The following is a 12659-nucleotide window of genomic DNA, read 5'->3' on the forward strand; positions in this document are numbered from 1 at the left end:
CTGGGAACGGACGCCGCCGTGCACGGACGTCACTGGGAACGGACGCCGCCGGGTACGAGGAGTCCATGCCCATCGACGTGGCCGCGGCCCTCGCGGCACCGCCCCGGTCCGCAGGCGTCTCCTGGACCCCCAAGGACGTCCAGCTCTACCACCTCGGCATCGGCGCCGGCGTCCCCGCGACCGACCCCGGTGAACTGCGCTACACGCTGGAGTCCCGGCTGCACGTCCTGCCCAGCTTCGCCACCGTCGCGGGCGCCGGGGAGCCGGGGGTGATCCGCGGTCTGTCGGTGCCCGGCGTCGACGTCGACCCGGCCCGGGTGCTGCACGGCGGCCAGACGCTCGTCCTGCACCGTCCGGTCCCCGTCGCGGGCGAGGCCGTCGCCACCTCGCGCCTCACCGCCGTCCGCGACAAGGGGAACGCGGCGGTCCTCGTGCTGCGCACCGAGGCGGCCGACGCGGACGGGCCGCTGTGGACGGAGGAGGCCCGGATCTTCGTACGCGGGGAGGGCGGCTGGGGCGGCGGACGCGGACCGTCCGCCCGCCGTTTCCCGCCCCCGCCCGAGAGGCCGCCGGACCGGGTGGTCGAGCGGCCCGTACGGGAGGACCAGGCGCTGCTGTACCGGCTCTCCGGCGACCTCAACCCGCTGCACGCGGACCCCGGCTTCGCGCGGCGGGCCGGCTTCGAGCGCCCCGTCCTGCACGGCCTGTGCACCTACGGGATCACGCTGAAGGCGGTCGTCGACACGCTGCTCGGCGGGGACGGGACGCGGGTCCACGCCTACGCCACCCGCTTCGCCGGACCCGCCTTCCCCGGCGAGACCCTGCGCATCCGGATCTGGGGGACGGGGGACGGCGTGGAACGGGTGCGGGTGTCGGTGACCGCGGTGGAGCGGGACGACGCCCCGGTGCTCGCCGACACCGTCGTCTCCCACGGGTGAGGGGCTCGGCGACGAACGGCACGGCCCCGCCCGTCGATCCGTCCGACGGGCGGGGCCGTGCCGTTCATCGCCGCCGGTGCGGCGTCGCGTCGCCTCAGGCGGCCGAATCGTCCGAGCCGGCCGCCTCGGCCCGCTCGGAGCCCCTGCGGTGCCGCCCGCTCGGTGCCGCCTCGTTGTCCTCGGCGCATATCTCGCCGCGGTGCCGTCCGTGGCCCAGGGCGTCCAGTTCCTGGTCGAGGAGCTGGGTGCCCGGCTGCGCGTGGGCGGTTGGCCGTTCCGTGGTGTGCGTGTCGCTCATCTGCGAAGGTCCCCCATCAGCAGTTCGTTCGTACAGGCGGGTGATTTTATCGGGACCGGTGCCGGCTCCGACGCCGCCCACCGCCGTCCGTCGCCAACCCTGTCGCCACCCCTGTCGAGTACGGCCGCACGGTGTCATCTGTTCACCGGCACCGGGCCCACCCGCCCCCGCAACGGCGCCTCCTGCAAGGGCACCGGCCGCGGGGCGGCGGGCTCCGCCGCGGCCGGAAGCGCTGCCGTACCCGGCCCCGGTCCCGACTGCGGGTGCCCGGACACCGGCCCCGGGCCCGATCCCGACACCGGCGCGGGCACCGGAGCCGGTCCCCTACCGACCGGGCAGCCGCCCGGGCCCCCCGGGCCGCCCAGGAATCCCGTGGTGGCCATGCCCGCCGCCGTGAGCCCCGCTCCCGCCGTCGGCACCCCCATTCGTGCCCCGCCGTGCCCCGCTGCCCCCACCGCGCCGGCCGGCACCACCACCCAGGCCACGCCGCACGGCGCCGTCCGGGTCGCGTACGGCAGACAGAGCACCCCGTCCCTGGTCAGCGACCCGGCACCGGTCAACCACCCCTCCGGCGGCGGCAGGTGGTGCACCCTGCCCTCGGCGGGCCGCCAGGCGCCCACCCAGCTGCCCGCCGCGCTGTCGATGCGCAGGGCCACCGCGCAGCTCTCCGGGGTCAGTACCTCCCCGGGCTGGACCGCGAACGGCGCCACCGCGCAGTCCCGCAGCCGCAGGCACTCCGGGAAGCGGACCGGCAGCGCGCTGCCCAGCACGCCCCAGCCGAGGCGGGCGCGGCCCGGCGACGGCGCGTCCGAGCAGATCACGAGGAGTCCGCTGTAGGGGTCCGCGAGCAGCAGCCGGTCGTCGCTGTGGTCCGAGATCTGCAGCAGCGGGGAGACCTCGCCCCGCTCCAGGTCCACCACCACCGTCTTGGTCCGGCCGTCCAGGAACTGGTCCAGGGCGAGCAGCCGTCCCGTACGGTCCAGCCACACACCGCCCGAGCAGCGCCCCGGCACCTCCGTCAGCTGCTCGGGACCGAACGGCCCGCCCACCACGAGCCACACCGCCGTCGACCGCGGGGTGCCGGCGAGGGCGTACGCGCGCTCCCCGCACGGCGCGGGGGGCAGCAGCCGCAGCTCGGCGGCGGGGTCCCCGTTCTCGACCCCGCCGAGCGGCAGTTCGCCTGTCCCGGGGCCGGCCGGGTACAGCAGCGCGAACATGTGGCGTCCGCTCGCGGCCCGGTGGATCAGCACGCGCCCGTCGCCCATCGGGTGCACCTCGGTGCCGGGCTCCTCCGGCTGGTGCACGGGCAGCGGCACGGCGTAGGGCTCGGGGCCGTCCAGGGTCCAGCGCTCCGGGTACCAGGACTCGCCGGCGCGTGCGAGGCGTGCCGCGTACGTCCCGTCGGCGGTGATCACGCAACCGGGTCCGGCGGGTTCACTGACCGTCATCGTTCGGTCACCTCCGGCTACGACGCTAGTTTTCGTACGCGCGGGCGTGGAACCGGCAGGCACCCTCTTCACACATAAGGGGGTTCGTGCCGCGGTTCATCCGGGCAAACAGGGGCCGGTGTGCTGCCGGGGGCACCAGTGGGGGAGCGCCGCGACCCGGCAACGGTCGGAAGGCCGCCCCCACGGCCGCCCCGGGCGGTCCGGGCTGGTCAAGTGAACCGCGGCCGGTGGGGCACCGCGGGAAGGCAGGTAGCCTTTTCCCCGTGCCCCGTCTGTCTGAAGTCATCGCCGCGCTCGACGTGCTCTGGCCCCCCGAGAGGGCCGAGGGCTGGGACGCGGTCGGCACGGTCTGCGGCGATCCCGACAGGGACGTCTCCCGTGTCCTGTTCGCCGTCGACCCGGTCCAGGAGATCGCGGACGAGGCGGTGGAACTGGGCGCCGACCTGCTGGTCACCCACCACCCCCTCTACCTGCGCGGTACGACGACGGTGGCGGCGTCCACCGCCAAGGGCCGGGTCGTGCACACCCTGATCAAGAACGACGTCGCCCTGCACGTCGCCCACACCAACGCCGACACGGCCGACCCGGGGGTCAGCGACGCGCTCGCCGGCGCCCTGGACCTGCGCGTCGTGCGCCCCCTCGTGCCGGACGCCGGCGACCCCGCCGGCCGCCGTGGCCTCGGCCGCGTCTGCGAGCTGGACCACCCGCTGACCGTACGGGAGTTCGCCGACCGGGCCGCGAAACTGCTGCCCGCGACCGCGCAGGGCATCCGCGCCGCCGGCGACCCCGACGCCCTCGTGCGCACGGTCGCGGTGAGCGGCGGCAGCGGCGACAGCCTCTTCGACGCCGTACGGGCGGCGGGCGTCGACGCGTTCCTCACCGCGGACCTGCGCCACCACCCGGCGTCGGAAGCCCGCGCGCACGACCCCCGTACGCCTCTCGCGCTGTTCGACGCCGCGCACTGGGCCACCGAGTGGCCCTGGTGCGAGCTGGCCGCAGCCCAGCTCGACGAGATCTCCGACCGCCACGGCTGGAACCTCAGGGTCCACGTCTCCGGGACGGTCACCGACCCCTGGACCGCCCACGCGGCGTCCACCACCACCGACAACCCGGGAGCCCCCAACTGAACGCCGCGCCCGCCGACCAGATCCGCCTCCTCGACGTGCAGGACCTGGACGTACGCCTGCAGCAGCTCGCCCACAAGCGCAGGTCGCTCCCCGAGCACGCCGAGATCGAGTCGCTGACCAAGGACCTCACGCAGCTGCGCGACCTGCTGGTGGCCGCGCAGACCGAGGAGGGCGACTGCGCCCGCGAGCAGACCAAGGCCGAGCAGGACGTGGACCAGGTGCGCCAGCGCGCGGCCCGCGACCAGCAGCGCCTGGACTCCGGCGCCGTCACCTCCCCCAAGGACCTGGAGAACCTCCAGCGCGAGATCTCCTCCCTCGCCAAGCGCCAGGGCGACCTGGAGGACGTCGTCCTGGAGGTCATGGAGCGCCGCGAGTCCGCGCAGGAGCGGGTGACCGAGCTGACCGGCCGGGTCTCCTCCGTCCAGTCGAAGATCGACGACGCGACGGCCCGCCGGGACGCCGCGTTCGAGGAGCTCGACGGCGAGGCGGCCACGGTGACGAAGGAGCGCGAGGTCATCGCCGGCTCCGTCCCCGCCGACCTGCTGAAGCTCTACGACAAGCTGCGCGGGCAGCAGGGCGGCATCGGCGCGGCCAAGCTGTACCAGCGCACCTGCCAGGGCTGCCGCCAGGAGCTCGCGATCACCGACTTCAACGAGGTCCGCGCCGCCGCCCCCGACACGGTGGTCCGCTGCGAGAACTGCCGCCGCATCCTGGTGCGCACGGCCGACTCCGGCGTCTAGGCGTACGGGGCGTACGGCGTGACGGAGTTCGTCGTCGAGGCCGACGGGGGTTCCCGGGGCAACCCGGGACCCGCGGGGTACGGCGCGGTGGTCCTGGACGCCGCGACCGGCCAGGCGCTCGCCGAGCGGGCCGAGTTCCTCGGCGTGGCGACCAACAACGTGGCGGAGTACCGGGGCCTGCTCGCGGGACTCCGGGCCGCCCGCGCACTGGACCCGGACGCCACGGTGCACGTCCGCATGGACTCCAAGCTCGTCGTGGAACAGATGTCGGGCCGCTGGAAGATCAAGCACCCGGACATGAAGCCCCTGGCCATGGAGGCGGCGGCGGTCTTCCCACCGTCCCGCGTCACGTACGAGTGGATCCCGCGCGCGCGGAACAAGCACGCGGACCGGCTGGCCAACGAGGCGATGGACGCGGGGCTGCGCGGCGAGCAGTGGTCTCCGGCGGAGTCGACGGCGGACCTGGCGGGGGCCCCGGACGCGGAGGCCTCGGCCGCGGAAGCTCCGGGGACGAGCACGGAAGCTCCGAGCACGAGCACGGAAGCTCCGAGCGCAGAAGCGGCGCTCAAGTCGGACGCCGACCTGCGGGCCGCGCGCAACGTGGCGTCCGTCGGCCCCCCGCCCGACCTGGGCCCGCCCGCCACCTTCGTCCTCCTCCGGCACGGCGAGACCCCGCTCACCCCGCAGAAGCGTTTCTCGGGCAGTGGCGGCTCCGACCCCTCCCTCTCCGGCGCCGGCCGCCACCAGGCGGAACGCGTCGCCGCCGTCCTCGCCGCCCGCGGCACGATCCAGGCCGTCGTCACCTCGCCGTTGGCCCGCTGCCGCGAGACGGCAGGGATCGTCGCTGCCCGGCTCGGCCTGGACGTGACGGTGGAGGACGGGCTGCGCGAGACCGACTTCGGCGCCTGGGAGGGCCTCACCTTCGCCGAGGTGCGCGCCCGCCACCCCGAGGACATGGACGCCTGGCTCGCCTCGCCCGACGCCGCCCCCACCGGCGGCGGCGAGAGCTTCGCGGCCGTGACGAGGCGCACCGCCGCCACCAGGGACGCGCTCACGGCCACGTACGCGGGCCGCACCGTCCTGCTCGTCACCCACGTCACCCCGATCAAGACCCTCGTCCGCCTCGCCCTCGGCGCGCCCCCGGAGTCCCTGTTCCGCATGGAGCTGTCGGCGGCCTCGCTGTCGGCGGTGGCGTACTACGGGGACGGGAACGCGTCGGTGCGGCTGCTGAACGACACGTCGCACCTGCGCTGACCACCGGGTCCGGCCGCCGCCGTCCTCAGTGGACCTCGTCCACGAGCACGTCGAGCGCCCAGGCCTTCCCCGCCTTCGCGGGCGCCTCGGCCTCCACGACGTACCCGAGGTCCCGCAGGGCCTGGACGAGCTCCGCGGGATCCGCCGGCGTGGCCCCTTCGGTGAGGAGATCCCGTACGATCCGCCCCTTGGTCGCCTTGTTGAAGTGACTGACGACCTTCCGGGTGGGCGCGTGCAGCACCCGCACGGTGGCGGTCCGCCCCGCGACCTCCCCCTTCGGCTTCCAGGCGGTCGCGTAGGCGGAGGACCGCAGGTCGAGCACGAGTCCGTCCCCGGCGGCCTCGGGCAGCGCGCCGGCCATCGGCGCCCGCCAGTACGCACCGAGCGCACCGAGCCCGGGCAGCTTCACGCCCATGGAACACCGGTAGGACGGGATCCGGTCCGTCACGCGCACCGCCCCCCACAGCCCGGAGAAGACGAGCAGGGACCGGGCCGCCCGCCGCTGCGCGTCGGCATCGAGCGAGGAGAGCCCCAGCGCGTCGTACAGCACCCCGGTGTAGATCTCCCCGGCGGGCCGCGCACCCGCCGTCCTCAGCTCGGCGTTCTTGGCGACCTCACCCCGCAGCCCCTCGCTCAGCCCGAGCACCTCCCGGGCCTTCTCCTCGTCCCCGGCGCACAGCTCGACGAGCTCCCCGAGCACGGCCTCCCGGGCCGGGGCGAGCCCCGGCAGCGAGAGCGACTCCGGCGCCAGCGGGGTGCCGGGGGCGGAGGGCGCCTTGCCTTCGGAGGGCGGGAGCAGGACGAGCACGGATGGTTCTCCTCGTACGGGGTGGGTCGGGGCACGTGGAGCCCCGCGCCAGCGTACGGCGTCCGCGTGGTGACGCGGTCCGTCACCGCGTGTCGCGCAACGCGAGAACGTACGTCGCGGTGAGCGCGACACCGCGGTCCTCGTCCCGGGACAGCTCGGCGAGGGCACGGGACGTCGTCTCCCCCGGGATGCCGGCGAGGGCCTGGGCCAGCCGCCGCCGGCCGGAAGGCCCGAGGGTGTCGTGCGCGAGTCGTTCGACCAGCCTGGTGGCGATCCGGTCCGCCAGCTCGGCATCGCCCGCCAGCGCGCTCAGCGCATCGGCCGCGTCGACGTCGTTCGCCTCCTCGACGACCATGTCGACGAGTGTCGGGACCGCCTCGGCCACGCCCCGTGCGCCGAGCGCCAGAGCGGCGTACCTGCGGACCGCGGCGTCGGAGTGGGTGAGGGCCTGCCGCAGCAGTGCGGTCGCCTCGGCGCCCGGCATCTCGGCGATGGACCGGACAGCGCGTGCCCGCACCTCGGCCACGGGTGCGCCGAGACCCTCCGCCAGCAGGGCCGACGCGCCCGCGCCCGATCGCGCCAGAGCCCACCGCAGAGCCCCGGCGACGTTCGTGTCCGTCTCCCGCAACACGGCCTCGACCAGGGCTTCCACCGGCACCGGCAGCTCCCCGACCGAGGACAGGGCCGCGCGCTGGCGCTTTCCGGCGCTCTCCGAACCCAGGTCCTGGAGGAGCGCGACGACCTGGAGGACGTCCTCCCAGTCACCGGGCTCCGCGGCGCCGATCCGACGGAGCCGTACGAGCAGCTCCTCCTCGGCCGCGATGCGTTCCCGCGTCCGGCGGGCGAGGTCGTCGACGAGCGCCGACGGGTCGAAACCGGGATCGTCCAGCGCGCGCCCGACCTCACGCAGGGAGAGCCCCAACGAGCGCAGGCTCTCGACATGGAAGATCCGCCGGATGTCCGCACCGGAGTACTCCCGGTATCCGGACCCGGTACGACCCGTCGGCCGCACCAGGCCCAGCGCCTCGTAATGCCTGAGCATGCGGGCACTGACCCCGGAGCGTCGTGCCACCTCACCGATCAACACGGGCGGGTCATCCCTCCTGGCCGCCGACGGCGCGCGTCGGACCCTGTTCACCGAGGGCCACGATGCGCTTCGCCTCCTCGATCGCGAACTCGAATCCGGCATCCGGGTCGCGGAACAGCCGTTCCGTGGCGACCGCGTGCCGGCGCACGGGGAGGACGTCACCCGTCATCGCGGCGCGCAGCAACGGCAGCATCACCTCACCGAGCGCGACCAGCGCCCGGCTGAGGCTCAGCTGTGTCTCGCGCCCACCGCGCCCGAGCTGTGTCACCAGCACTCCGGCCAGCCCGGGCTCCTCACCTTCCGGCACGAGCACGACCGCCGCCCGCCAGGCGCTCCGCGCCACCTCGTCGTCCGCGTCGGACAGCAGCGCCCGTGTGATCGCCGGCCAGGCCCGCCGGTCCCCGACCTTCGACAGCGTGTGCAGCGCCTGACTCCGCGCCTGGGCACGCGCCGAACGGAGCTCGCCGACGAGCCGCGGGACCGTCTCGGACGCCGGATGACGGGTGAGCGCCCACGTCAGCATCTCGCGCACGGAGAACTCGGGCTCGACCGCGCACCGCGCGACGAGCGCGCCGACGAACCCCGGATCCGGACTCGTACCGACCGCCAGCGCCGCCCGCAGCCGCACCGACGCGTCGCCGTGCTCCAGCCCGCGGAGGGCTCGCATCGACTTCGTGTCCTGTTGCGTGTCCTGCTCCGTGTTCTGTTGCGTGTCCTGATCCGGCATGGTCATCGGGACCACCTCCCCGACGGCAGTGAAAGGCCTGTCACCGTGTCAAGGTCAAGTGCGGCCGTCCCGTTCCCCGATCATTCGGCCGAACTCGCCCCAGTTCGCCCGAGGACGAGTTCCCTCACCAGCTCGTCCGCCTCGTCCGCGTGGAACCGCACCACCCGTACCGTCCTGCGCCCTCCGAAGAAGGTCGTGTACTCGACGGGCTCGGCCAGATCGACCGTGACCGAGGTCTGCGCGCCGATGGCGAGGTCGAGCTCACTCTCGCGCTTGTCGTCGGTCATCCGCAGCTCACGGCGCACCGAGGCCACGGAGCCGAGCGGAATGCACAGGTCCACGGTGGCGAAGCGGCGCAGCCGCAGGTCGGTGCGGGTGAGGACGTGCGGGCGGGTCACGGACGAGGCGTACAGCCCGGCGACCATGAGGACCGTGTAGACGTCGAGGACGAGGAAGACGTGGTGCACGACGGGAAAGCCGCGCAACAGTACGGCCAGGCCCACTGTCTCCACCACGCACACGAACCCGAGGCCGAACATGACGGCGCCCTGCCCCCGCGCGTACCCGAAGGCCCGCCCCTTCTCGGTACCCTGCGGACGCCGCGCCACCCACCTCACCAGGCTGCCGAGCAGCAGGAGCTCATGCCGTACGAGCACGGCCGCGACCCGTACGGATGCCCTCATCGCCGCCCCTCCGTGACCATCCGGAGCATCCGGCGGACGGCCTCCGCCTGGGCGGGGGCGAAGTCCGCGTAGAGGGCGCGCAGGAAACCGTGCTCCTCGTCGACGCCCGCTTCCGGCACCATGCCCTCCGGGACACACCCGGCCAGGAACCGTGCCGTCGCCTCCACCCGCGGGTCGTCGGCTTCCGCGTCGGCGAGCTCGTCCAGCAGCGCGTACGCGCGGTTCGCCCGTTCGGCCGCGTCCGGAACCTCGGACGCGCGGCGGATCGACGCGAGCAGCTTCTCGCGGGCCTCCGGGGCCGCGGCGGTGTCCATCAGCGCGAGCAGCTCACGGTCCCTGGCGGCCATGACGGACGCGGCCCCCGGCGGCGAGGCCTCGGCCATCTCACGGAACAGCGCGGCCAGCTCGGCCGAGACGGGTCCCTCGGCGGGCAGCCGCCCCCGCTCGGCCTCACCGATCACCCGCCGCAGCCGCTCCCGCCGCTCCCGGACCGCGGCCTCCTGCCGCGCCAAGTCCTCGTCCAGCTCCGTGAGCACCTCGACGAGCTCCCGCCCCTCGTCGTCCGCCAGCACGTCCAGTACCTCGGCGAGCCCGAGCCCCAGCTCGGTGAGCCGCCGGATCCGGGCGAGGACGACGGAGTGCCGCAGGGTGTAGTCGCGGTACCCGTTCGGGCGCCGCTCCGGTTCGGGCAGCAGCCCGAGGTGGTGGTAGTGCCGCACCGTCCGGGTGGTGACACCGACGGCCGCGGCGAGTTCTCCGATCCGCATGCCGACCAGTAGAGACGTTGACGTCGCGGCAGGGTCAAGCGGCAGGGTCAAGCGGACGGCGTGTGCCTGACGGCCGTCGGACCCGTGTGCCACGATCGAGGGAACGGTTCCCGATCTCCAGGACGGGTGGTTCGGCGATGTCCCAGTCTGACGGCCGACAGAAGGAGGGGCGTGACATGACTGCCGTGGCCCACGAGCCGCTCACCCAGGACGACGTCCTGCTGGAGGGCTTCCTCGCCCTGGACACCCCGGAGGGCTTCCGGGCGGAACTGATCGAGGGGGAGATCGTTGTGACACCGCCGCCGGACGGGGATCACGAGGACTACATCAATCTGATCCTGAAGCAGGTGATCAGGCGGTCCCGCACCGACATGGATTTCTCCGGTAACAAGGGCCTGAAGCTGACCAGTGGAGGCGCCTGCCCGAAGAACCATGTGACCCCGGACGGCACCTTCGCCCCCGCGAAGCTCCGGCTCTATCGGGGCGCCGGCTCCTGGATGCCCTGCGAGGGCGTGGCCATGGTGGTTGAGGTGACGTCCACCAGGCCCCAGGCCGACCGTGAGGCAAAACGCCGCTGCTATGCCCGTGGCGGAATCCCGCTGTACCTGCTCGTCGACCGCGGGACCTCATCGATCACGCTGTTCAGCGACCCGGGGAAGGGCGACTACCGGGAACACCGCACCGTTCCCTTCGGCAAGCCGATCGCTCTCCCCGAGCCGTTCGCCTTCGAACTGGAAACCACCGACTTCCTCTGATGTCGTCGAGGCGGGGGTGGCGCACGGTGGTCGTACGAGAACAGACAAGCTGGACCAGAACACGTCTCGGCCGCGGCGGCCCACCCCTCGACCTCCTCACCGCCCGCTTCGACAGCCACGTCTACGCCCCGCACGCCCACGCCGAGTACACGGTGGGCGTCACGGTCGGCGGCCTGGAGACCATCGCGTACCGGGGCGGCCGCATCGTCTCCGGCCCCGGCACCATCGTCGTCCTGGACCCCGGCGAGATGCACACCGGCGGCCCGGCTGCGGCGGACGGCTACTCGTACCGCGCCCTGTACGCCGCCCCCGCCCTGTTCACGGACGGCACCCTCGGCAACCGCCTCCCGCACTTCCGCGACCCCGTCCTCCACGACCCCGAACTGGCCACGGCCCTCCGCACGGCCCACACCGACCTCAGCACCTGCCCCGACCCGCTGGAGACCGAGTCCCGCCTCCCCTGGCTGCTCACGGCCCTGGCCCACCGGCACTCCACGGCCCGTGCGAGCACGGACGAACTCCCCGGCACCAGCCGAGTGGCCCACGCCGTACGCGACCGCCTGGCAGACGAACTGCTCGCCCCGCCCTCCCTGGCCGGCCTCGCCACCGACCTCGGCCTCTCCCGCTACCAGCTCCTCCGCGCCTTCCGTACGACGATGGGGATACCGCCCTACGCCTGGCTGGCCCAGTACCGCGTCACCAGGGCCCGCGCCCTCCTCGACTCCGGCCTGCGCCCCGCCGAGGTCGCCCCGCTGGTGGGCTTCGCCGACCAGGCGCACCTGACCCGGTGGTTCCGCCGGGTGCTGGGGGTGACCCCGGCGGCGTACCGCAACAGCGTTCAAGACACCCGGCCCTGACCCGGCCGACACTCCCCGCATGACTGCACGCGGCTGGTTCCTGTTCTCCCTGATGGGAGTCGTCTGGGGCGTCCCCTACCTGATGATCAAGGTGGCGGTGGAGGACCTCTCCCCGTCCATGGTGGTGTTCACGCGCTGCGCGCTGGGCGCCGCGCTCCTGCTCCCCTTCGCGCTACGACAGGGCGCCTTGCCGGAGACCGTCCGCACCCACTGGCGCCCCATGCTGGCCTTCGCCGTCATCGAAATCATCGGCCCCTGGTTCACCCTCACCGACGCCGAACGCCACCTGTCCAGCTCCACGGCCGGTCTCCTCATCGCGGGCGTCCCGATTGTCGGCGTCGTCCTCGCCCGCTTCTTCGGCGACACGGAGCGCCTCGGCCCATGCCGGGTGACCGGCCTGGCGCTGGGCCTGGGAGGCGTGGCGGTGCTGACGGTCCCGCACCTGACGGGCGGCGACGCGAAATCACTGGGCGAGGTGTTCCTGACGGTCCTCGGGTACGCGACGGCCCCGCTGATAGCCGCCCGCCACCTGCGGAACGTCTCCTCCCTCCAGCTCACGGCCGCCTGCCTGACCCTGTCGGCCCTGGTCTACGCCGTACCCGCCGCAGCCACCCGGCCCGCCGCCCTCCCGTCCTCCGAGGTCCTGCTCTCCCTCGCCGGCCTGGGCATCCTGTGCACGGCCGTGGCCTTCGTGGCCTTCCTGGAGTTGATCAAGGAGGTCGGCCCGATCCGGGCGTCGGTCATCACCTACATCAACCCGGCGGTCGCGGTGGCGGTGGGCGCGGTCTTCCTGGACGAGGCCCTGACGCCGACCGTCCTCACCGCCTTCGCGCTGATCCTGGCGGGCTCGGTACTGGCGACGGCCGCGGGACCGGCGTCGCCGGGGAGGACCGGGCGCCGGGTACCATGGTCCGCACGGCAGACGAGCCGGGCGGGCGGCCGCGTGGAGTCCCCTTGAGGGGCTTCCCGAGGAACGTCCGGGCTCCACAGGGCAGGGTGGTGGCTAACGGCCACCCGGGGTGACCCGCGGGACAGTGCCACAGAAAGCAGACCGCCGGGGACCGTATCCGTACGGCCCCCGGTAAGGGTGAAACGGTGGTGTAAGAGACCACCAGTGCCCAGGGTGACCTGGGCAGCTAGGTAAACCCCACCCGGAGCAAGGTCAAGAGG

13 protein-coding genes, 1 other RNA gene and 1 pseudogene are annotated in these 12659 nt (G+C 73.9%); 8 read left to right on the forward strand and 7 right to left on the reverse strand.

Annotation, left to right across the window (positions count from 1 at the left end; genetic code table 11):
• The first annotated feature begins 65 nt into the window (after positions 1 to 65).
• Entirely contained in the window at positions 66 to 938 is an 873-nt protein-coding gene (locus UW392_RS11930) for a MaoC/PaaZ C-terminal domain-containing protein (protein WP_320774904.1), read from the forward strand.
• A 94-nt stretch (positions 939 to 1032) separates the two neighbouring features.
• Here UW392_RS11930 and UW392_RS11935 read toward each other — a convergent pair whose 3' ends face one another.
• The gene (locus tag UW392_RS11935) at positions 1033 to 1236 is read right to left on the reverse strand and encodes a hypothetical protein (protein WP_320774905.1); all 204 of its coding nucleotides are present in this window, start codon (positions 1234 to 1236) and stop codon (positions 1033 to 1035) included.
• Between the two features lie 134 nt (positions 1237 to 1370).
• Complete coding sequence (locus tag UW392_RS11940) at positions 1371 to 2684, reverse strand: hypothetical protein (protein ID WP_320774906.1); 1314 nt, start codon at positions 2682 to 2684, stop codon at positions 1371 to 1373.
• A gap of 263 nt (positions 2685 to 2947) precedes the next feature.
• Here UW392_RS11940 and UW392_RS11945 point away from each other — a divergent pair, with 263 nt between their 5' ends.
• Genes UW392_RS11945 through UW392_RS11955 form a run of 3 tightly spaced genes read left to right on the forward strand, consistent with a single transcriptional unit; the run spans position 2948 to position 5805 of the window.
• Positions 2948 to 3811 (forward strand): Nif3-like dinuclear metal center hexameric protein, encoded by an 864-nt coding sequence (locus UW392_RS11945; protein WP_320774907.1) that lies wholly within the window; start codon positions 2948 to 2950, stop codon positions 3809 to 3811.
• Entirely contained in the window at positions 3808 to 4551 is a 744-nt protein-coding gene (locus tag UW392_RS11950; RefSeq protein ID WP_320774918.1) for a zinc ribbon domain-containing protein, read from the forward strand. Before UW392_RS11945 ends, UW392_RS11950 begins: the two co-directional genes overlap by 4 nt.
• Before the next feature lie 18 nt (positions 4552 to 4569).
• Positions 4570 to 5805: a bifunctional RNase H/acid phosphatase gene (locus UW392_RS11955; protein WP_320774908.1), complete on the forward strand. Its 1236-nt coding sequence runs from the start codon at positions 4570 to 4572 to the stop codon at positions 5803 to 5805.
• A 25-nt stretch (positions 5806 to 5830) separates the two neighbouring features.
• On the opposite strand, the gene yaaA is transcribed toward UW392_RS11955, so the two are convergent.
• The 5 genes from yaaA to UW392_RS11980 all read right to left on the reverse strand — a co-directional run bounded on the left by yaaA (position 5831) and on the right by UW392_RS11980 (position 9877).
• Positions 5831 to 6613, reverse strand: coding sequence for a peroxide stress protein YaaA (yaaA, locus tag UW392_RS11960; protein ID WP_320774909.1), 783 nt, complete (start codon positions 6611 to 6613; stop codon positions 5831 to 5833).
• A gap of 82 nt (positions 6614 to 6695) precedes the next feature.
• Entirely contained in the window at positions 6696 to 7700 is a 1005-nt protein-coding gene (locus tag UW392_RS11965; protein ID WP_320774910.1) for a HEAT repeat domain-containing protein, read from the reverse strand.
• A 7-nt stretch (positions 7701 to 7707) separates the two neighbouring features.
• Positions 7708 to 8433, reverse strand: a complete 726-nt coding sequence (locus UW392_RS11970; protein WP_320774911.1) for a HEAT repeat domain-containing protein — start codon at positions 8431 to 8433, stop codon at positions 7708 to 7710.
• A gap of 74 nt (positions 8434 to 8507) precedes the next feature.
• Positions 8508 to 9110 carry a hypothetical protein gene (locus UW392_RS11975; protein WP_320774912.1) on the reverse strand — a complete coding sequence of 201 codons (603 nt, stop codon included), beginning with the start codon at positions 9108 to 9110 and terminating at the stop codon, positions 8508 to 8510.
• A complete protein-coding gene (locus UW392_RS11980; RefSeq protein ID WP_320774913.1) occupies positions 9107 to 9877 on the reverse strand; it encodes a MerR family transcriptional regulator in 771 nt (256 codons plus the stop codon). The genes UW392_RS11975 and UW392_RS11980 overlap by 4 nt, the downstream gene beginning before the upstream one ends.
• Positions 9878 to 10053: 176 nt before the next feature.
• Here UW392_RS11980 and UW392_RS11985 point away from each other — a divergent pair, with 176 nt between their 5' ends.
• From UW392_RS11985 to rnpB, 4 genes and pseudogenes are all read left to right on the forward strand, one after another.
• Complete coding sequence (locus UW392_RS11985) at positions 10054 to 10632, forward strand: Uma2 family endonuclease (RefSeq protein WP_320774914.1); 579 nt, start codon at positions 10054 to 10056, stop codon at positions 10630 to 10632.
• Entirely contained in the window at positions 10632 to 11489 is an 858-nt protein-coding gene (locus UW392_RS11990) for an AraC family transcriptional regulator (protein ID WP_320774915.1), read from the forward strand. The genes UW392_RS11985 and UW392_RS11990 overlap by 1 nt, the downstream gene beginning before the upstream one ends.
• Positions 11490 to 11571: 82 nt before the next feature.
• Positions 11572 to 12288 (forward strand): annotated as a pseudogene (locus tag UW392_RS66945) (DMT family transporter); the annotation flags it as partial.
• Positions 12289 to 12412: 124 nt separating this feature from the next.
• Positions 12413 to 12659, forward strand: an RNA gene (gene rnpB, locus UW392_RS12000) — RNase P RNA component class A; the annotation flags it as partial.

This window comes from Streptomyces sp. CRN 30, assembly GCF_034105845.1.